The sequence below is a fragment of the Snuella lapsa genome (assembly GCF_039539345.1).
In the GTDB taxonomy this organism is placed as follows: Bacteria; Bacteroidota; Bacteroidia; order Flavobacteriales; family Flavobacteriaceae; genus Snuella; species Snuella lapsa.
Window position 1 is genome coordinate 1 of the sequence record NZ_BAABCY010000001.1, and the last position, 20,670, is coordinate 20,670.

General features: G+C 35.4%; 23 protein-coding genes and 1 tRNA gene. 16 read left to right on the plus strand and 8 right to left on the minus strand.

Going from position 1 to position 20,670, the window contains the following annotated elements:
• The first annotated feature begins 64 nt into the window (after positions 1 to 64).
• Positions 65 to 1,201, plus strand: a complete 1,137-nt coding sequence (gene bshA, locus ABD792_RS00005; RefSeq protein ID WP_345003601.1) for an N-acetyl-alpha-D-glucosaminyl L-malate synthase BshA — start codon at positions 65 to 67, stop codon at positions 1,199 to 1,201.
• Between the two features lie 33 nt (positions 1,202 to 1,234).
• Here the strand turns inward: bshA and ABD792_RS00010 are convergent, their stop codons facing one another.
• Positions 1,235 to 1,600 carry a TfoX/Sxy family protein gene (locus ABD792_RS00010; RefSeq protein WP_345003603.1) on the minus strand — a complete coding sequence of 122 codons (366 nt, stop codon included), beginning with the start codon at positions 1,598 to 1,600 and terminating at the stop codon, positions 1,235 to 1,237.
• Between the two features lie 69 nt (positions 1,601 to 1,669).
• Between ABD792_RS00010 and ABD792_RS00015 the strand changes: the two genes are divergently transcribed.
• Genes ABD792_RS00015 through ABD792_RS00025 form a run of 3 tightly spaced genes read left to right on the plus strand, consistent with a single transcriptional unit; the run spans position 1,670 to position 5,022 of the window.
• Positions 1,670 to 3,037, plus strand: a complete 1,368-nt coding sequence (locus ABD792_RS00015) for an alanine/glycine:cation symporter family protein (RefSeq protein ID WP_345003606.1) — start codon at positions 1,670 to 1,672, stop codon at positions 3,035 to 3,037.
• A 7-nt stretch (positions 3,038 to 3,044) separates the two neighbouring features.
• Positions 3,045 to 3,302 (plus strand): DUF4212 domain-containing protein, encoded by a 258-nt coding sequence (locus ABD792_RS00020; protein WP_345003608.1) that lies wholly within the window; start codon positions 3,045 to 3,047, stop codon positions 3,300 to 3,302.
• Positions 3,292 to 5,022 (plus strand): sodium:solute symporter family protein, encoded by a 1,731-nt coding sequence (locus ABD792_RS00025; protein ID WP_345003610.1) that lies wholly within the window; start codon positions 3,292 to 3,294, stop codon positions 5,020 to 5,022. The genes ABD792_RS00020 and ABD792_RS00025 overlap by 11 nt, the downstream gene beginning before the upstream one ends.
• Positions 5,023 to 5,165: 143 nt before the next feature.
• Here ABD792_RS00025 and ABD792_RS00030 read toward each other — a convergent pair whose 3' ends face one another.
• From ABD792_RS00030 to ABD792_RS00050, 5 genes are all read right to left on the minus strand, one after another.
• Entirely contained in the window at positions 5,166 to 5,597 is a 432-nt protein-coding gene (locus ABD792_RS00030; protein WP_345003613.1) for a hypothetical protein, read from the minus strand.
• 50 nt (positions 5,598 to 5,647) lie between these two features.
• On the minus strand, positions 5,648 to 6,268 hold the full coding sequence (locus tag ABD792_RS00035; protein ID WP_345003615.1) for a hypothetical protein: 621 nt from the start codon (positions 6,266 to 6,268) through the stop codon (positions 5,648 to 5,650).
• A gap of 431 nt (positions 6,269 to 6,699) precedes the next feature.
• Complete coding sequence (gene murA / locus ABD792_RS00040) at positions 6,700 to 8,007, minus strand: UDP-N-acetylglucosamine 1-carboxyvinyltransferase (protein WP_345003618.1); 1,308 nt, start codon at positions 8,005 to 8,007, stop codon at positions 6,700 to 6,702.
• Positions 8,008 to 8,015: 8 nt separating this feature from the next.
• Entirely contained in the window at positions 8,016 to 8,666 is a 651-nt protein-coding gene (locus ABD792_RS00045; protein ID WP_345003620.1) for a DUF4290 domain-containing protein, read from the minus strand.
• 69 nt (positions 8,667 to 8,735) lie between these two features.
• Positions 8,736 to 9,029, minus strand: a complete 294-nt coding sequence (locus ABD792_RS00050) for a DUF493 family protein (protein WP_345003623.1) — start codon at positions 9,027 to 9,029, stop codon at positions 8,736 to 8,738.
• A 286-nt stretch (positions 9,030 to 9,315) separates the two neighbouring features.
• Between ABD792_RS00050 and ABD792_RS00055 the strand changes: the two genes are divergently transcribed.
• From ABD792_RS00055 to ABD792_RS00075, 5 genes are all read left to right on the plus strand, one after another.
• Entirely contained in the window at positions 9,316 to 9,858 is a 543-nt protein-coding gene (locus tag ABD792_RS00055) for an AAA family ATPase (RefSeq protein WP_345003625.1), read from the plus strand.
• A complete protein-coding gene (locus ABD792_RS00060; RefSeq protein WP_345003627.1) occupies positions 9,858 to 11,762 on the plus strand; it encodes a RecQ family ATP-dependent DNA helicase in 1,905 nt (634 codons plus the stop codon). Before ABD792_RS00055 ends, ABD792_RS00060 begins: the two co-directional genes overlap by 1 nt.
• Before the next feature lie 186 nt (positions 11,763 to 11,948).
• Positions 11,949 to 12,896, plus strand: coding sequence for a methionyl-tRNA formyltransferase (fmt, locus tag ABD792_RS00065; RefSeq protein ID WP_345003629.1), 948 nt, complete (start codon positions 11,949 to 11,951; stop codon positions 12,894 to 12,896).
• 189 nt (positions 12,897 to 13,085) lie between these two features.
• Complete coding sequence (locus ABD792_RS00070) at positions 13,086 to 13,358, plus strand: HU family DNA-binding protein (RefSeq protein WP_199115606.1); 273 nt, start codon at positions 13,086 to 13,088, stop codon at positions 13,356 to 13,358.
• A 124-nt stretch (positions 13,359 to 13,482) separates the two neighbouring features.
• Positions 13,483 to 14,043: a YqgE/AlgH family protein gene (locus ABD792_RS00075; protein WP_345003634.1), complete on the plus strand. Its 561-nt coding sequence runs from the start codon at positions 13,483 to 13,485 to the stop codon at positions 14,041 to 14,043.
• Here ABD792_RS00075 and ABD792_RS00080 read toward each other — a convergent pair.
• Both ABD792_RS00080 and ABD792_RS00085 read right to left on the minus strand, forming a co-directional pair.
• Positions 14,040 to 14,882, minus strand: a complete 843-nt coding sequence (locus ABD792_RS00080) for an aminotransferase class IV (RefSeq protein ID WP_345003636.1) — start codon at positions 14,880 to 14,882, stop codon at positions 14,040 to 14,042. The genes ABD792_RS00075 and ABD792_RS00080 overlap by 4 nt on opposite strands.
• A gap of 68 nt (positions 14,883 to 14,950) precedes the next feature.
• Positions 14,951 to 15,340 carry an START-like domain-containing protein gene (locus ABD792_RS00085; protein WP_345003638.1) on the minus strand — a complete coding sequence of 130 codons (390 nt, stop codon included), beginning with the start codon at positions 15,338 to 15,340 and terminating at the stop codon, positions 14,951 to 14,953.
• A gap of 146 nt (positions 15,341 to 15,486) precedes the next feature.
• Between ABD792_RS00085 and ABD792_RS00090 the strand changes: the two genes are divergently transcribed.
• From ABD792_RS00090 to ABD792_RS00120, 7 genes are all read left to right on the plus strand, one after another.
• Positions 15,487 to 15,560, plus strand: a tRNA-Met gene (locus ABD792_RS00090).
• 547 nt (positions 15,561 to 16,107) lie between these two features.
• Positions 16,108 to 16,395, plus strand: a complete 288-nt coding sequence (locus ABD792_RS00095) for a helix-turn-helix domain-containing protein (RefSeq protein WP_345003640.1) — start codon at positions 16,108 to 16,110, stop codon at positions 16,393 to 16,395.
• A 24-nt stretch (positions 16,396 to 16,419) separates the two neighbouring features.
• Positions 16,420 to 17,628: a primase-helicase family protein gene (locus ABD792_RS00100; RefSeq protein WP_345003642.1), complete on the plus strand. Its 1,209-nt coding sequence runs from the start codon at positions 16,420 to 16,422 to the stop codon at positions 17,626 to 17,628.
• Positions 17,629 to 17,834: 206 nt separating this feature from the next.
• Complete coding sequence (locus ABD792_RS00105; protein WP_345003644.1) at positions 17,835 to 18,716, plus strand: toprim domain-containing protein; 882 nt, start codon at positions 17,835 to 17,837, stop codon at positions 18,714 to 18,716.
• Positions 18,700 to 19,224, plus strand: coding sequence for a mobilization protein MbpA (gene mbpA, locus ABD792_RS00110; protein ID WP_345003646.1), 525 nt, complete (start codon positions 18,700 to 18,702; stop codon positions 19,222 to 19,224). The genes ABD792_RS00105 and mbpA overlap by 17 nt, the downstream gene beginning before the upstream one ends.
• A complete protein-coding gene (locus ABD792_RS00115) occupies positions 19,221 to 20,087 on the plus strand; it encodes a relaxase/mobilization nuclease domain-containing protein (protein ID WP_345003648.1) in 867 nt (288 codons plus the stop codon). The genes mbpA and ABD792_RS00115 overlap by 4 nt, the downstream gene beginning before the upstream one ends.
• 14 nt (positions 20,088 to 20,101) lie before the next feature.
• Positions 20,102 to 20,413: a DUF6730 family protein gene (locus ABD792_RS00120; protein ID WP_345003650.1), complete on the plus strand. Its 312-nt coding sequence runs from the start codon at positions 20,102 to 20,104 to the stop codon at positions 20,411 to 20,413.
• Positions 20,414 to 20,670: the final 257 nt, after the last annotated feature.

Genomic DNA, 20,670 nt, shown 5'->3' on the forward strand with positions numbered 1-20,670 from the left:
GGTGTCCTTAACTGATAATTGTATAAAATATTGAAAATTAAATGTTTAACTTAAATTTATTCGTGTGAAAATAGGAATCGTTTGTTACCCAACGTTTGGAGGGAGTGGAGTTGTAGCTACAGAGCTTGGTTTAGAGCTCTCTAAACGTGGACATGAAATCCATTTTATTACATACAATCAGCCGGTTAGGTTAGAATTGTTAAGTAACAATGTACATTATCATGAAGTTAATGTGCCAGAATATCCTTTGTTTCATTACCAACCCTACGAATTAGCTTTATCTAGTAAGCTAGTGGATATGGTTAAGTTGCATAAGATTGAAATTTTACATGTACACTATGCAATCCCCCATGCCTATGCAGCATATATGGCAAAAAAAATATTACTTGAATCAGGTATTTATGTACCCATCGTTACCACGTTACACGGTACCGATATTACACTTGTAGGGAGTCATCCTTTCTATAAACCGGCAGTAACCTTTAGTATCAATAAATCAGATGCCGTTACTACAGTTTCAAAAAGCTTGAAGGATGATACTTTGCGGTTATTTGATATTAAAAACGACATAAGTGTTGTGCCTAATTTTATCGATCTGGATAAGTATAATCATGGTTTTACTGATTGCCAGCGTGCTATGTTGGCTAAAGATGATGAAAAAATAATTACCCATATAAGTAACTTAAGAGCAGTAAAGCGTGTTCAGGACGTGATTAGTGTTTTTTATAATATCCAAAAGGAAATGCCTGCAAAACTTATGCTTGTAGGCGAAGGACCAGAACGGGAAAAAATAGAATGGCACTGTCAGGAGTTGGGGATTACAGATAAGGTTGTATTTTTTGGAAGAAGTAACGAAATAGATAAGATATTATGTTTTAGTGACCTGTTTTTACTGCCATCAAAAACGGAAAGCTTTGGGTTAGCCGCATTAGAGGCTATGGCTTCGGGCGTTCCTGTAATATCAAGTAATACAGGAGGTATTCCTGAGGTTAATATTCATGGTGTTTCGGGATATTTAAGCAATGTTGGAGATGTAGAGGATATGACCAAAAATGCTTTGTATATTTTAAGTGATGAAGAACGCTTAAAGCTGTTTAAGAACAACGCAAGAAAGGAGTCTTTAAAATTTGATCTTCATAAAATAGTACCACTATATGAAGCCATTTATGAAGACACGCTTGCCAAATGCTTAATAATGTAATAGCTTTTGCGTTTGGGATGATAGCGATGTAGCTTACTTTTTTTTAGGCTTGCTAGACTTTGCAGTGGGATTAAAAGCAAGGCACAAACTTAGCCAATATGCCAGATCTTCGTCGGCATCAAAACCCTCTGGAGTAACAAAAATATAACCTTTCATAGGACGCCCTGTAAAATCCATTGGTAAACAATGTGGTTTTAAAAGTTCTTCTTCGTAAGCGTCGGGGCCAACGCGGGCCATTAACAGGTTGTCACCATATTTCTTATCAGTGTGAATGCCACAAAGCATTTTGTTGTCTACTTTAAAACATAACCCTCCCATCATTTTAAGCTCAGAAAAAGGGACATGCATTTCACGGAGTTGTTGCCGAATTCTATCTGCTAAATATGTATCGTAAGCCATTGTATTTTGAATTATGTGTATATACTAAAAGTAAATTTAATACATTTATAACATTAACCAACAAACCATATGAACCAACTTGATACGATAATCGCCGATTTTGCATCGGCTGTCTGGGGTTTACCATTATTAATTTTGTTGATAGGAGGCGGTTTGTATTTGTTGTTACTGTCTAAATTTCTTCCCTTTCGCTTTATTGGGCATGCTGTTAAGGTATTACGGGGAAAATACGACGATCCTAATGACCCCGGACAAATTAATCATTTCCAAGCTTTAACAACAGCTTTGTCTGCTACAGTAGGCATGGGTAATATTGCGGGTGTAGCAGTAGCAATTTCCATTGGTGGGCCAGGGGCTGTTTTTTGGATGTGGGTTAGTGCTATTATAGGGATGTCTACAAAATTCTATACGTCTACTTTGGCCATTATGTATAGGGAGAGGGACAGTTACGGTGAACTTCAAGGAGGTCCTATGTACTTTATTACGGAAGGTTTAGGCAAGTCATGGAAACCATTGGCTGTTATGTTTAGTATTTGTGGGTTGGTTGGGGCGTTACCGGTTTTTAATGTTAACCAGTTAACGCAAGCTGTTAACGATATTCTGTTAAGTTCTAATGGTATAAAAGTAGGACTGTGTTCTAATTTAATAATTGGGTTCGTTTTAGTGGGGCTTACTGCTTTGGTTATTTTGGGAGGTTTGCAACGTATAAGCAAAACAGCATCACGATTAGTACCAACAATGGTAGTACTTTATTTTATATTGGTTTTGATTATTCTTGGAATTAACTTAGATGAGATTCCAAAGTATGTTACTCTGATTTTTACTGATGCCTTTGCCGCCAAAAATTTTACTGGAGATGCTTTTCTAGGAGGTATGTTGGGAGGTTTGATTCTATTGGGAGTTAGGCGAGGAGCGTTTTCTAATGAGGCAGGCATAGGAACTGCACCGATGGCTCATGGTGCTGCAAGAACAGATGAACCCATTCGAGAAGGCTTGGTAGCTATGTTAGGGCCTGCTATCGATACATTGATTGTGTGCACGTTGACAGCCTTAGCGATTTTGGTTACAGGGGTTTGGCAAACAACAGATGCCAATGGTGTTAGTTTAACGGCTTCAGCTTTTTCTAAAGCCATGCCAGGAATAGGTAAGTATCTATTGCTTTTGTGTATAGTTATATTTAGTGTGTCTTCTTTGTTTTCCTATGCCTATTACGGTACTAAATGTATGAGCTTTTTGTTTGGAGCAAGTAAAAAGTATTACTATAATTATTTTTATATTGTTAGCATATTGCTAGGTGCAACAACATCATTAAGCATGATGATAAACCTTATTGATGCTTTCTTTGCTTTAATGGCTATACCAACTATGGTAGCAACCATTATTATGGCACCACGAGTCACCAAAGAAATAAAGAACTATATTAAACAGTTAAAATGAATAAATTATGAAGAAAAACGATCATGCAATTGCTTATTGGAAAGAAAATATCAGGTATGTTCTCATCCTGTTGGCCATATGGTTTTTGGTTTCTTATGGTGCTGGTATTCTTTTTAAGGATGCTTTGAATCATATAAAGTTAGGCGGCTTTAAGTTGGGGTTTTGGTTTGCGCAACAAGGATCTATGTATGTATTTGTAGTACTCATATTTGTATACGTACGCTTAATGAACAAACTTGATAAAAAATATGGTTATGATAAGTAATATGATATTGCTAAGTGCTTTAGGCGTTCAGAATTGGACTTATATTTTGGTTGGTTTAACATTTGCCTTATATATTGGTATTGCTATTTGGTCGAGAGCAGGATCAACTAAAGATTTCTACGTAGCAGGCGGAGGTGTGTCACCATTGGCAAATGGTATGGCAACTGCAGCCGATTGGATGAGCGCCGCATCTTTTATATCGATGGCAGGGATCATTTCGTTTGCCGGTTACGACGGAGCTGTATATTTAATGGGATGGACCGGAGGTTATGTGCTTTTAGCTTTGTTACTCGCGCCTTACCTACGTAAATTTGGTAAGTTTACGGTACCAGATTTTATAGGTGACCGTTATTATTCTAAAACAGCGCGCATTGTCGCTGTGCTTTGTGCCTTATTGGTATCCTTTACTTATGTTGCAGGTCAGATGCGAGGCGTTGGTATCGTTTTTTCGCGGTTTTTGGAAGTCGATATTAACACTGGTGTTATTATTGGTATGCTAATTGTGCTATTCTATGCCGTTTTGGGGGGAATGAAAGGCATAACCTATACACAAGTAGCACAGTATTGTGTGCTTATTTTTGCATTCATGGTACCCGCTATTTTTATTTCCATACAAATGACAGGAAACCCTATTCCACAGTTTGGTTTTGGAGGTAAATTAAACGATGGAACTGGAACCTTTTTGCTGGATAAGCTTGACGGGCTTAGTGCGGCATTAGGGTTTGCAGAATATACCGAAGGCTCTAAATCGATGATGGATGTATTTGCCATAACGTTGGCCCTTATGGTTGGAACAGCAGGTTTGCCCCATGTAATTGTACGTTTCTTTACGGTTAAGCGTGTTCGAGATGCACGTAAATCGGCAGGTATAGCCCTATTGTTAATCGTTATTTTATATTCAACTGCACCTGCTGTGGCTGTATTTGCAAGAACTAATATGATTGAAACAGTTTCTAATAAACGCTACGATGCCGTACCAAAATGGTTTAAGAAATGGGAAACAACTGGACTTATTGAGTTTACGGATAAAAATAATGACGGAACAATTCAATATGTTGCTGATGCTTCCCAAAACGAATTAACGGTAGATCGGGATATTATGGTTTTAGCAAATCCCGAAATAGCCAATTTACCCAATTGGGTTATAGCCTTAGTAGCAGCAGGTGGATTGGCAGCAGCTTTATCTACCGCGGCTGGTTTACTATTGGTGATTTCGGCTTCCGTATCGCATGACTTGATTAAAAAAATTATAAAGCCTTCTATTTCTGAAAAGGGTGAATTAGTTGCTGCGCGTTTGTCGGCAGTAGGTGCTGTTTGCGTTGCCGGGTATTTTGGAATCAATCCGCCTGGTTTTGTTGCAGCTGTAGTTGCTTTGGCCTTTGGTTTGGCGGCAGCTTCCTTTTTTCCGGCTATTATTTTAGGGATCTTTTATAAGCGTATGAATAAAGAAGGAGCTATTGCAGGCATGGTTGTAGGGATTACGGCAATGTTATTGTATATGGTAAAATATAAATTGGGTTGGTTTGATGACACTTTACCAGATAAAAGTGAATGGTGGTTTGGTATATCCCCAGAAGGTTTTGGAACTATAGCGATGCTCTTAAATTTTGTGGTTTCTATTGTTATAATGAAGTTTACACCACAACCGCCCGACGATGTGCAGGAGATCGTAGAAAAAATAAGAATACCAAGTGGTGTAGGAGAAGCTGTAAGGCATTAATGATTTGAAAGGGGCATTAATGTTCCTTGTAAAGATTGGTTTTTTTGTTGTTTTGGGTAGCTTGTAACAGCAATATTAGCTTTTGGGGTAAGTAAAAATGAAAAATTATTTCATTAGGATAGTATATTGCTAATTTTGACGTTTTAATCAAATCCAATTTCAGAATAATACCATCTTTCGTCTAACTGTACAATTTTATATGAAGCGTTTGTGATAGTATTATTTCCAAAATTTCTTGGATATTTTTTTAAGTCATAAATAATCCTTCGTTCTAGGTCCAGTATGTTATCAGCCTTATCTATAAGAATTATCAAGCTGTCATTTTCTTCAACAAACCCTGAATAACTGGGGTTTTTGTTGCTATCATTTTTAATGACAAAATCAATGCCCATTTTACGAATATCCGCTATGATAAATTCATCTATTTCATCTCGGCCATAAGTCCCTTCTTCGTATTCTTTAAATTTGGATATCAAGTAGATTAAATCATCTTTATACCTTAAAACCTTATGTTCACCAAAAGGATTACAGGAAATAAGGATTAGGGATAAAACGTTTATGCTTATATTCTTCATTTAGACTCAAAAACGAGGAATGGGGCTATATTATTTTATATAAAGGCTGTTTATTCCACTTCTAGCTTTAGGGGTTCAAAGGAATTTGTTCTTATACCTATAAGTCCGTATTTAACTTCCCCTTTTTTAATTGTAGTTCCGTTAAGATTGTAGTTTAGTAGTTCGGATTCAAATTTTTTATTAGCAGAACCAGCAGCAATCATATTACCTCCAGCCAAACCTGGACCAATAATAAGACCAATTGGAGTTGAACTGGTTGTTTCTTGCACGCCATAATTGTTTGTTTTGTATGTATATAGGTTCATTGGGGTTAATAACAAATAAAACAGATAAGACGCTGTACTTTGTTTTAGTGTTTTAAAGACAGTTTCATTTTCCATTACAAAAACTTCAGAACCATTTAAATAAGTCAGTTTAATATCTTTACCAAATACCAAGTCTCTTGTTGTATTGTTCGATGTTTTAACAGCAACTAGTTTAACCCCCTTTTTTAATTCCTTTTTTGCATATTTTTTATCAAGCAAGTTATATTTATACTCTAGTTTTACATTATCTGTTTCGATTTTTGAGATATAGTTGATAGACTTAGGAGCAATTATTTCGTACCTCGAAGCACAGTTTAATAAAAGGATAACTGAAAAACATAAAAGAGCCTTTTTAAAAAATATCATAAAATGTTGATTTTAAATTGTTAAGAATTTTAATTTAATGTTTGGGTGTAATTGGATTAGTTTTTAAATCTAAAACGAGGTCAAATGTAAGTAAATATGCGTGCTTAAGGCGTTTTTTTTGAATAAATATTACTATTTTTCTTTCGTGTTATTCTGGTTGGAGATTGAAATGAATTTTATAGGGTGCAGTACATGATTTCTAACAAACTATCTTTAGGAACTTCTTGGGGGTGCTTATTTATTAATTTTAGTGTAGAGAGCCTTTATATTTGTTTGGTGTTATTCACCTTAACAGAAATTATCTGAAGTTCCATTGTTGCTTTTAAGGCAATAATTGTAGAAAGAAATATTTAGATTTTAGGAGAAACAAAAAAGATGTATTGAAATAACTCCAATACACCTTTTGGTATTTTTTTATGAACCTACCTAGTTTAAACACGTTCAATCTTAGCCCCAATGGCTCTTAAGCGCTCATCAATGCGTTCGTAACCTCTGTCAATCTGTTCTATGTTTTGAATGGTAGAGGTGCCTTTGGCAGATAAAGCCGCAATAAGCAACGCTACCCCTGCTCGAATGTCGGGTGAGGTCATGGTCATGGCTTTTAGTGTCGATTTATAGTCATGGCCAATAACTGTGGCACGATGTGGGTCACAAAGAATGATTTTAGCTCCCATATCAATAAGTTTATCTACAAAGAACAAACGACTTTCAAACATTTTTTGGTGAATTAAAACACTACCTCGGGCTTGCGTGGCAACTACCAGTATAATACTTAGCAAGTCGGGAGTAAAACCAGGCCAAGGGGCATCAGATATTGTTAAAATAGAACCATCTATAAAGCTTTGTATCTCGTATCCATCTTTATGTGCGGGGATATGGATGTCGTCACCTTGCCTTTCAACAGTAATTCCCAATTTCCTAAAAACATTTGGAATAATGCCCAAGTCGTCCCAGCTTACATTTGTAATGGTTAATTCGCTTTTGGTCATGGCAGCAAGTCCTATCCAGCTTCCAATCTCTATCATATCTGGAAGCATGGTATGAGAAGTGCCTCCGAGGCCTTCTACGCCTTCAATAGTTAACAAGTTAGAGCCAACACCAGAAATTTTTGCCCCCATCCTGTTAAGCATTTTACATAGCTGCTGTAAATAGGGCTCGCAGGCTGCATTGTATATTGTTGTTGTGCCTTTGGCTAAAGTGGCTGCCATTACAATATTGGCAGTTCCCGTAACAGAAGCTTCTTCTAGAAGCATATAGGTCCCTTTAAGGGTATTGGCCTCAACACCATAAAATTGTTCTTCTCTACTATACCTGAACTTAGCTCCTAGTTTAATTAGGCCTTCAAAATGTGTATCTAATCTACGGCGACCAATTTTATCGCCACCTGGTTTTGGAATGTAACCTTTCCCAAAACGGGCTAATAACGGTCCAACAATCATGATAGAGCCACGAAGTCCCTTTCCATCTTCTTTAAAATCTGGAGACTCTAAATAAGCTAAGTTAAGATCATCTGCTTGAAAGGTATAGGTGCCGTGGGCAAGTTTTTCAATCTTTACTCCTAACTTTTTTAAGAGGTTAATAAGCTTATTAACATCAACAATGTCCGGAATGTTATTTATGGTAATTTTTTCTGGAGATAACAGAACGGCACATAAAATTTGTAATGCTTCATTTTTGGCACCTTGGGGTTGTATACGGCCTTTTAATTGGTGCCCGCCTTCAATTTTAAATGATTCCATAGATAATTTTAGTAACGTTTTCTTGAGCGGCTACCAGAGTTCTTTTTATGATGGTGAGAACTTTTTTTGCTTTTGGATTTAGAGCGCATTAAGCTTGATGCATCCGAAAGATCCTCTTCAGAACTTCTTAAATCGATATTACCATTGGAAAGTTCATATAGGTGGTCGTATATAACAGCATCCTCAACGGTGTCTTTATTCCAATTTAAAAAACACTTTTTCATATGATTGGCAATAGTGTACACCAAAGCATCTTTAAGATCGCCTTTATCCCAAGTGTTGGCAACATCTATCATGGTTTTTATGTTATTGCCATAAAAACGATACTTAGGGAAATTTTGAGGATATTTTAAGGGTTGTGGACGTTCCTCAAGCAATTCCTTGGTGGGCTTTTCGAAAGGAGAATCGGCATCCAATTCAAAATTGGCCATGATAAATAATTGATCCCAAAGCTTATGCTGAAAATCGGGAACATCTCTTAAATGGGGTTGCATGTTACCCATTACCGAAATAATGGCTTTAGCCAACTTATTGCGTTCTTCTTTAGTTTCTCGCGATTTTGCATAGTTAATCATTTTCTGTAAATGGCGTCCATATTCAGGAATGATTAAAAATTCACGCTCGGTGTTATATTCTAAATTATAAATAGCCTCTGTCAAAATATAAAAGTGTAGTATTAATGTAAATAGTGCATGTAGTTGTATGCAAGCGCAAAATACAAAAAAAAATTAAAGACTAATCACGCCTTCAATTTTTTCTGCCACTTCTTTGTATTTTTTAATAACAGCTTCAGGATTTTTCATGACAACGTTAATGGACACACTGGTGTATTTTCCGTTTTTGGATTCTTTAGTGTTGATTACGGCTCCTATGTTATTAAAAATAGCTTCAACCTGATCTATTTTGGCCACATCAGACTTAATTATAAATTTATATAGGTATTCTGTAGGCCAAGTAGCTGTTTCGTATAATTGCTCCCTTAGTTTATTGTAAAATTCTTCTGAGTTTGAAGGTGTGTTCATGGTTGTTTTTATATGATGCAAATATACGGTTTCATTTGTTTAAATGTTATTTTTAAGTGTAGGATATAACTATGGTTTTTAGGGATGATGGGATGTACATTTAAAAGAATATTTGTATTCTGCTATGTAGGTGAGGAAATGTAAGTGTTTCGTTATACCTATATCATTAGATGACATCTTAGTGATTTGCTAAAAGGAAAGCACTTAAGCTTAAAGCGTCGAATGTAGTTGTGTATTTTTTTTATAGCTGTTAAATTCCGATTTTTACAATCAAAATCTTGCTGACTTGAAGACCAAAAGAATAATTATTACGGGAGGGCCTGGAACAGGGAAGTCTACTATTATAAACGAATTGATGAAAAGGGGATATACTTGTCTTGAAGAAATTTCGAGAGAGCTAACCCAGAAAGCTAAAGAAGAAGGTATTGAACAGTTGTTTTTAAGTGACCCGTTATTGTTTAGCGAAAGGCTTTTAAAAGGAAGAAGGCAGCAATACGAAGTGGCAGAAAACTTTCAAAAGGAATATGTTTTTTTTGATAGAGGGGTTCCAGATATATTAGCTTATATGGATTATATAGGGAGTGATTATCCGAAGCATTTTATTGAGACTTGTAAAAGAAGTATATATGATGAGGTTTTTATTTTAAGACCATGGGAAGCAATTTATACTAGAGATAAGGAACGTTATGAAAATTTTGATCAAGCATTGGTTATCCATGAACATTTAATTAACACGTATAATACTTATAATTATGCGTTGCACGATGTTCCTCTTGATACGGTAGCTATGCGAACCGATTACATATTAAATATTTTAGATAAACTGTAATGGACCATCCTATAAATATATTAGAACGTTACTGGAATCACACATCTTTTAGGGAGCATCAGGAAGCTATTATTGATGCGGCGATAGAAGGGGAGGATGTTTTGGTGTTGTTGCCTACAGGAGGAGGAAAGTCATTGTGTTTTCAAATACCAGCGTTGGTTAAACCAGGGATTTGTATTGTTATTTCTCCCTTAATAGCTTTAATGAAGGATCAGGTACAAGCATTAAATGATAAGGGAATTAAGGCTATGGCATTAACCAGTGGTTTATCGTTGGATCGGTTGGATAAGCTTTTGGATAACTGTATTTATGGGAATTATAAATTCCTGTATATTTCTCCAGAGCGCCTTCAGCAGGAGTTGGTTCAAGAACGCATCAAGCAAATGCCAGTTAATTTAGTAGCTGTAGATGAGGCTCATTGTATTTCGCAATGGGGAAATGATTTTAGACCTGCTTATAAAAACATTACACTTTTAAGGCAATTACAGCCGACAGCCAATGTTATGGCTTTAACAGCATCTGCTACTCCTGTGGTTGTTAATGATATTGTTAAGGAACTTGATTTTATAAGTCCAAAAGTGTTTAAGCAATCGTTTTTCAGGTCTAACCTTGCTTATATGGTTTTTCATGAAGAAGATAAATTGTATCGTGTGGAAACCATTTTGAAGAAATATACGGCTTCTTCCATTATTTATGTTAGAAACAGAAAAGCAACATTGGAGGTAAGTGCCTTTTTGGAGTCTAAGGGTATTTCGGCAACCTATTATCATGGAGGTCTTTCTAACGACGATAAAGAGGCTAATATGCAAGGTTGGCTAACTAATAGCAAACAAGTAATGGTAGCAACCAATGCTTTTGGAATGGGAATCGACAAACCGGATGTTAAAACGGTGATTCATTTAAACTTACCAGAAAGTATAGAAAGCTATTTTCAGGAGGCTGGACGTGCAGGTAGGAACGGGGATAAAGCCTTTGCTGTAGTACTTAAAAACAATAACGATCCGGCTTTGGTTGAAAATCAATTTTTAAAAGTTTTGCCAACTGTCGATTTTGTAAAGCAGGTTTATAAAAAACTGTGTAATTATTTTCAAGTTCCTTATGGAGAAGGCGAATACCTAACGTTTGATTTTGATTTTAATTCGTTTTGTAAAACATATAAATTCCCAGGCGCTTTATGCTATAATACCCTTTTGTTGTTAGATAGAAATAGCGTTATTAGTTTGTCGAGGCAATTTAGAAATAAAGTATTGGTTCAGTTTGTGATACCAAATACATCCTTGTTTAACTACTTGGATACGCATAAGGACCTTAGTATTATAGTAAAATCGATGTTGCGTATGTATGGTGGAATTATGGATCATGTAACTCAGGTTAATATTGTTCGTATAGCAGAAAAGACATCGCTTAGTGAAGCATCTTTAATAATGGGGCTACAACGTTTGGAAGCAGACGAAGTTATAAGTTTAAGTTTAAACCGTACAGATGCTCAAGTAACTTTTATAGAACCACGTGAAGACAATAAAACAATTAATCGCATAGCATCTGTTATAGAGCAACAAAATAAATTAAAACAAAAGCAGGTTAAAGCTATGTTGGATTATGTTGAAAATGATTTGATCTGTAAGAGTGCGCAGTTGCTTTCGTATTTTGGAGAAGAAAAGGTAACGCCTTGTGGTATTTGTTCAGTGTGTATAAAGGCGAATAAAAAAACGGGAGCTAATACTTCAGTTAATTTAAAAAATCATATTATTGAACTGTTGCAGAGCGGCGATCTGTCATCAAGGGATATCGTTAAAGCACTAAGGAGTTCAGATGAAGCAGTGAAAGACACCCTGCGTTTATTATTAGAGCACCAAATTATAAGTATAACGCAAACAAACACATATAAGTTGAGCCATTTATAAGATGAATTATTGGAAGTGTTTAATTTTTTTGGTTCCATAGTGGAATTATCTACAACAAATGAGACATAACTAATATTAATACCATTCCATATTTTTAATGGGAATTATACTTGCAAGAGGTAGACAGATGCTTTTGGTATAAGCAATAAAATTTAAACAGAGAATTACAAATAAAGAAATAGTACAATGAGAGATTTAAGAATTGTATTTATGGGCACTCCAGATTTTGCAGTTGCTACATTAAAAACATTAGTAGAGTATAATTATAATATAGTTGGTGTTATTACGGCTCCAGATAAACCAGCTGGACGTGGCAGGAAACTTCATGAAAGTGCTGTAAAATGCTATGCTAAGGAGCAAGGCTTACATATACTGCAACCCACCAATTTGAAAAGTGAAGCGTTTTTAGAGACATTAAAAGCATGCAATGCAAACCTTCAAGTAGTTGTAGCATTTAGAATGTTGCCCAAAGCAGTTTGGCAAATGCCAGCTTATGGTACATTTAACTTGCATGCTTCTTTATTACCTAATTATCGTGGTGCAGCACCAATAAACTGGGCAATTATCAATGGTGAAACACAAACTGGTGTTTCGACGTTTTTTATTGATGAAAAAATTGATACAGGGGCCATGATTTTACAAGAAACTGTAGCTATTGATCCAGAAGAGAATGTAGGAACCCTTCATGACAGGTTAATGGATGTAGGAAGCCAATTGGTTTTAAAAACCGTAGCACTAATAAAAGAAGGCGATGTTAAAACGTATCCACAAGTTGACACACCCAATATAAAAACGGCTTATAAATTAAATAGGGATAATTGTAAGATCGATTGGAGCGATTCCCTGGAAGCTATTCATAATAAGGTGCGTGGGTTGAGTCCGTATCCTGGGGCTTGGTGTATATTGGAAAACGGAGGAGATGTTTTAGATATAAAAATATATAAAGCTAATAAAGAGATTAAAGACCATAACCATACTATAGGACGTGTTTTTGCAACAAAAAAGGAACTAAAGGTTGCAGTGAAAGACGGCTATTTGTTAGTGCAAGAAATTAAATTACCGGGTAAACGTTTAATGGATATAAAATCCCTATTAAATGGTTATGTGATTAGCGAAGAAGCTAAAATGCTGTAAAGCCTCATTATTACTGATATTGCAAAAAATCCGATAAAATGCATGTCCTTTATTAACAAAAGCTGTAAGTTATTAACAAAGCAGTGTATTTCCCTTGTCATTACTTGCATGATTGCATAATCCGTATAAATTTGTAGTAGAATTTAACAAAGATGTTTAACCAATTTATTAATAATTAAATTTTATATTATGAACAAATCAGATTTAATCGATGGTATGGCTGAAAACGCTGGAATCACTAAAGCAGCAGCAAAAAAAGCATTAGATTCTTTATTAATTGATATAGAAGGAGCTTTACAAAAAGGAAAGAGAGTTTCTTTAGTAGGGTTTGGTTCTTGGTCTGTTTCTAAAAGAGCGTCAAGAGAAGGTAGAAATCCTCAAACAGGAGAAACTATAAAAATAAAAGCTAAAAACGTTGTAAAGTTTAAAGCTGGATCAGATTTATCAAATGCAGTAAACTAATATTTACTTCAAACATATTAAAAGAAGCCTTCATTTAATGAAGGCTTTTTTGTTTAATAATCCTTTAAACAGTTGCTTTTTTAATAAATAAATATTAGATTTAATTAATAAATTCTTCAAAAGCATGGTAACAATTAAACCCAAAAAAGGTAATTTGTTAATTGCTGAACCAGCAATAATTGGCGACGTTGCTTTTAATCGATCTATTGTTTTATTGGCAGATCATACCCAAGAAGGGTCTATTGGTTTTATCTTAAACAAACCCTTAGATTATACAATTAAAGACTTGATTCCTGAGATTGAAGCATCGTTTAGAATATATAATGGAGGCCCTGTTGAGCAGGACAACTTATATTTTATCCATAAAGTGCCCAATCTAATACCAGATAGTATAGAAATATCTTTGGGTATCTATTGGGGAGGCGATTTTAATATAGTAGCAGACTTAATTGCCAATAAGTCCATAAAGGAGGAAGACATACGGTTCTTTTTAGGATACTCAGGTTGGGAATCCAATCAATTAGAAAGCGAATTAAAGGGAAGCTCTTGGGTTGTTACAGAAAATATCTATAAAAATAACATTATAGAGAAAGACTACGAGTCCTTTTGGAAGGAAAAGATGTTGGAATTTGGAGGCGAATACAGTATATGGTCTAATGCTCCAGAAAACCCCAACTATAATTAACCAAGCCTTAGTTTTACATTTAACTTTTGTAGAAGCATTTTAGATACAGTTGCTTTAAAAGTCTTCTTTCTATACTTTGTTATAGGTTGAACACCAATCATTACGTTACTAATAAATATCTCGTCGGCTTTCTGAAGTTCAAAAGGGGAAATTGAAGCTTCTGTAAGTTCATAATCTGGAAGTAGTTTTAGGATATCCATGAGCTGTTTCCGCATTACGCCTTTTAAGCAACCGTCTGTAATAGGAGGTGTTTTAATTTGGTTGCCTTTAACTAGAAAAACATTACCATTGAGTGCTTCTATAACATGTTTGTTGGTATTTAATATTAAGCAATTATTTAAATTGTTTTCTTTGGCATATATACTACCTACTACATTTAGTGCCTTATTATTGGTTTTTAAAGACGATAGTAAACTAGGTGACATATAGTAATCTTTGAACAAGTCAACTTCATAAAAAGATTCACTAGTCTGGTAAAGTTCTTCTTCTGTTTTTTTGGCAGTAATAATAAAGCTAACATTATTGTTTTCTGGTAGATACAAACCGCCTTCATTCCTGTAAACCGTTAACTTAACCCGGGCAGATGTGTTATGTATGCCGTTTGCCTTTAAGGTATTATGTATTTGATCTTCTAAGTATTCCATTGTATAATGCATTGAAATTTCCATACGCATAATGCGCATGGATGCCATTAGCCTGAAATAATGATCTTCCCAGAATAAAACTTTACCAGATAAAACTTTTATGGTTTCAAATAAGGCGTCTCCATAATTGTATCCTCTATTTTTAATGGATAATTTGGTAGTATCTTCTGAAATGGTAGCGTTAAAATTTGTCATAAAAAAAATCCCGCACTCTTAATTTTTGAGTGCAGGGCAAAGATAATTTAAAAATATTAGGATTTATATTAGGCAGAGCCTAATACTTGTTTCAAACTGGAAATTTGATTTTCCCAAAGCATTTTAGCTTCTTCAATTTCATCCTCTTCTGCAAAATCGGTTATCATTAGTGAAACATCTTTGGTTATATCGTCTACTTGAATTCTTAATTCAAAATAGGATGTTTGGTCGTCTTCATCATTTAACCACCTAAACTTTATGCGTTCCCCGCTTTTTTTGCTTAATAATTTGGCTTGTTCTTCACTATCATCCCAAATAAATGTAAATAGCTCTCCTCTAGAATTTACGTTGTCTGAAAACCATTCCGATAAGCCAGATGGCGTAGAAATATATTGATACAGTAATTGGGGAGAAGCGTGAATTGGGAATTCAATGTCAAATTTTATTTTATCTTCCATAGGTATTGTTGAAAATTTTTCTTGCTCAATATATACATTAATTGATAAGTTTTATAATATTTTTCGATATTATTTTTTAATAACATTTTACGCAATTAATGTTTGTTTCAAATAATATTGTTTTTATATTTGCAGCCACAAAATTAGGCGAGGTAGCTCAGCTGGTTAGAGCGTCGGATTCATAACCCGGAGGTCGCGGGATCGTGCCCCGCTCTCGCTACAAGTAATAACAAGGGTTTCAGTAAATTGAAACCCTTTTATTTTTTCTTAATATTAGCTCAGGTACAACATAGGTACAACATTTTGATATTTTTAAAGTGATCATTCCAAATAGTACAAATTGATTCCATTTTAGATAAAATATTATTATTTTGCTATCTGACTTCTAATTAAGTTTTCATTTGTCATAGTCTTATGCTAATAAATGTGAACACAAGGCATAATTGGAAATCCACGTTTTTATTCCTGGAATTTTTAAAGCACATGCCTTTTATTGTTAATAACTCAAAATATCCCTAAAAACTCCCAATTATTAGCCATTTCGATAGCTGTCATTTGATATCAAAAAGAAGAAAAAAAAAGTACATGATTGTTTTTGTCTGTTAGATTGGTTTGAATTGTTTTAATTTGCTGTTTGTCAAATATTTGTGAATAAATATTCAAGGTTTTTTCTTCTTTCAAAAGCTCTGTTTCATACTTTTATTTCCACACTTCCATAAGGGAAAACAAAGGCCTTTGTTCATTTTATTAATCCAAAAACATTAAAAATGGACAATCTATTAATATTGGAACGGCTTGACCGTTTGGAAAAACTTCTTATCGGCCAAAAAGAGGTATTGACATTTGACGAGGCCTGTGACTATACGGGCATTTCTCGAAGCTATCTCTATAAATTAACAGCTTCCGGAAGAATTCCACATTCCAAACCTAACGGAAAGATGCTCTTTTTTGAAAAGAAGAAGCTTGTGGACTGGTTACTCCAAAACAATCGTAATCCGCAACAAAATCTAGAACCAGGAACTTTGGTTCATACTAAAAACCAAGGGGCACGATAGGATAATTCAATAAAAATATTTATCATGAAACAGATACCTTATGTACGTGTAGGCACGTCCTATTATAAGCGAGTCAAAGCCCCGACAATTGCCGGTCATTTTAATGAGATTCTGGTGTACTGGAATTTAGAGACCATACGACAGGATCATGGCAAAGACCTTATAAGTAAAATACCTAAATATGATGGCTTTACTTGCATGCCCAGCCATCTGGAATATCAGCAGGAATATTTTAGTTTTTATAATACCTATTCGCCGTTATCAAGATCTCCACAGGAGGGAGAAATAGAAACGACTTTAAAATTTGTCAAGCATATTTTTGGACCTCAATTTGAATTAGGTCTGGACTATCTTCAAATCCTCTATATGCGGCCTATTCAGGTTTTACCTATTTTATGCTTGGTTTCTAAAGAGCGAACTACAGGTAAAAGTACTTTTCTGAAGTGGCTGAAGGCTATGTTTGAAAATAATCTCACTTATCTAACCAATGATAGCTTTGGGAGTCAATTTAATGCAGATTGGGTGAATAAGCTACTGATATGTATTGATGAAGTGTTGTTTAATAGAGAAGAGCTTACCGAACGTATTAAATACCTAAGCACGACTAATACCAATATGTTGGAGGCCAAAGGTAGAGATAAGCGAGAAGTTGAGTTTTTTGGTAAGTTTATTTTATGCAGCAACAATGAAGATAATTTTATCAAAATTGATGCCAATGAAACCCGGTTCTGGGTTCTGAAAATCCCATCTATAACTCATGAAGAAACAGATTTCTTAGATAATCTAATCAGTGAAATTCCAGCCTTTTTACATTTTTTAATCCATAGGAAACTAAGCTCCAGGCATGTCACACGCATGTGGTTTCAGCCTCAACAACTTATGACTAAAGCCTTGCTGCGATTGATTCGGAATAACCGGAATCGCGTAGAGAAGGAACTGGCCAGCATATTGCTTAATGCTATGGAGCATTTAGATGTTAATACCATTAATATGTGCTCATACGACGCTGTGCAGCTTTTAAATACCACACGAGTTAAATCTGATCATACCCAGCTTAGAAGGATGTTTAAAAACGATTGGAAATTAATGAATCAAGGAAATTCCAACCGATATCAAAAACTGGTGATCTGGGCTGATGGTAGTTTTAACCTAATTCCAGCTAAGGGACGCTATTTTACTATTGAAAAGGATTTCCTGATTAAAAATTTTGATGAATTGATGACAGAAGATTAAAAGCTCGCTGTTTATAAGGGCTGAGGCTGTCATCATTATATCATCTTTAAGTCATCAAAATAAATAATGATGATAGATAGAGGTAAATAAAATTTAAAAGTGATGAAGTGATGTCAATTTGATGACAAGAAAAACCATAGTGTTTATTAGGGTTAACAAAGAATTGTCATCAAAATATCAAAAAATCACCTAAAAACATATTGCTTATGAAAAGAAAAATAAATTGTGAAACAGCCCGTAATTTTCCAGTGGAAAAGGCACTGGAAAAATTAGGGCACTTTCCCAATAGGGAAACGGAACAAGAAGCTTGGTTTCTGAGTCCTTTCAGGTCAGAAACACAAGCCTCTTTGAAAGTATCTAAAAGAAAGAACAGATGGTACGATCATGGTTTGGGCATTGGTGGCAATGTAATTGATCTGGTAATACTTGTTTTAAACTGTCCGGTAAAAGATGCCCTGGTGTTTTTAAGCGATAGTCCAACCTCTTTTTCTTTTCAGCAGCAACAAATACCATTTAAGGAGAATGTGTCAATTGTAGACGTGATAAAGATCCAGGAAATAATGCATCCAGCATTGGTCCAGTACTTAAGTTCCAGATCGGTACCGTTGTCAGTAGCGAAAGTTTACTGTAAGCAAGTATGGTATAAATATAATGGAAACCTGTTTTTCGCTATTGGACTGGAGAACATAAAGGGAGGATGGGAGCTTCGCAATAGGATTGTCAAAAATTGCAGCAGTCCCAAATCCTATAGTCTTATTAAAAGAGACAGCAAGCAATTGGTTATTATGGAAGGTATGTTCGATCTATTTTCGCTGGCCGTATTGAATGAGGAGCTAGCCAGTACTTCAGATATTATCGTGCTCAACTCCCTTGCTTTTATAAGGAATGTGGAGGATTATGTTAATCGTTATATTAATGATTATGTTAATTGTTATGATAGGATCTTGCTCTATCTGGATAATGATACAACAGGGGATAATGGCACCCAATATTTAAAAGAAAATTATCCCTCTGTTACTGACCAAAGGGAAACTTATAAAAACCATAAAGATTTAAACGAATACCTGTGTCATGTTAGAGGAAGCTGATTTTGAATATATATCCCCGGAAATGCAGGAACAGGATAAACGGACTCTTGAGATTCCTACCGATGTCATTAACGATTCGGATAGCATTGTATTGGATCTGGAAACAGGTGCAACGGAAGGGAAGATCGTTTTGGGTAGGAATTCGAGATGTGTGTCTGTGGACACATTCTCGTCTGCTCCCGAAGGTCGCAGAGAAAAAAGAGTGTTTAAGGGGAAGGAAGAACTCGTTAAGTTTCGATGTTCGGTTTACGAAAAGAAACTATTGAAGGTCAAGGCAAAAAGCACGGGATTGACCCTTAGTGAATACATCAGGCGCTCTGTTTTTGAAAAGGAGATTACTGAGCGGTTTAGTGAAGAGCATATCAGCATTTATAAAATGCTGATAAAATACCATAACAACTTTAAGTCAATTGGCAATATGTTCAAAAAGCGAGACCCAAAACTGACCCAGAAGGTTCATGAACTGGCAAATGAGATTAAGAGACATCTAAACAATTTTCAAAAATGATAGGTAAGGGCAAGAGCATAGCACATACCGGGGCATCCATGTCCTATGGCTGGAACCAGGAAAAGGAAGCAGAGGTTATCCTAAAGGAACATTTACATGGTGAGACACCAAACGAAATCACCAAAGAATTTGAAATGCTCCAGGACCTGAACGATAACTGCAAAAAGAACACCCTGTCCTTTGTCATCAGTCCAACCATTGAAGACGGCAAATTGTTGGAAAAGGAACGGTTGGAAGCCATAGCAAGACGATTTGTCCAGGAAATGAAACTACAGGAGCGACAGGCCATTGCCTTTGTGCATCGGGACAAGTCACATACACATATCCATTTGTACGTTAATCGCATTGATTTTAACGGGCAGGCCTATAACGATAGCTTTATTGGCAAACGGAGCCAGCAGGCAGCCGAGCGTGTAGCGGAGCAAATGAGGCTAACAACGGTCAGGCAGGTGCAGTTTGAAAAGGAATTCAACCTTAGGGAGATTCGGGCAGAGATCAAGCGTAGGCATGACCTGGCCATGAGGCAACTCAAGCCCAGGGGGATGGATGATTATATAAAGGCCATGAAGGCCAATGGCGTAGATGTAATACCGGTCATCAATAAACAGAACAAGCTCCAGGGGTTTCGGTTTGGATTTGATGGACATAATCTTAAAGGGAGTGAGGTGCACCGTAACATGTCCCTTGGAAACATAGCCCAACAAATAGCCGGGAGGTCTACGGCCGAAATCCAGTTGAGTTCAAAAACAAGAACGGCAACAGTTAAGCTTATGGGTAAGGCGGTTGACCTGACACCCAGTGTTAGCCTAAAAGTTGCCAGATTCATACTCAAAAAAGCGATACAAAAAGGAATAGGGTATTAAAAAACATACATATTATGACAAGAATAGAGGAACTTTCGAAATTATTGGTTGAAGAACTTAACGACTTTGATAAGGGCATTGAAAAGCTTGGGAATATCAATGAGGAACTTAAAATGACCAAGCTTAAAATGGATCTAACGGAATATAAATCCATTATCCAATCACATCAAAACCACATGGACAAACACCAAAAGGTCATCGAACAGTTTGAAGAACGATTTAATGAGAAAATTAGGAAGGCAAAAATTTATCCTAATTGGGCTGTGGTTATTTTTATAATTTGTGTAATAGTTTCTCTAGTATTAGTTTTATATATTTTCCTTTAACATAATTTTTTAAGCAATAACCAGAAGTTGATGGTTAAGTTTGGACATGGATATTATAAATAATAGGTTTTAAATTGAAACCGAGTCAAAAGTATTGAAATGCCCAAAATTTTTATCGCACAAATTTATACTAGTAATTGAGTGAAAAATTAACAGTAATTTATGTAACCTTAAAGAAACTCTAAATGAAGTCATCTTGACTTTTTAAGTTTATAAAATTTCTTTAGTCCAATTACAATGAAAGCTAGGAAGTTAAA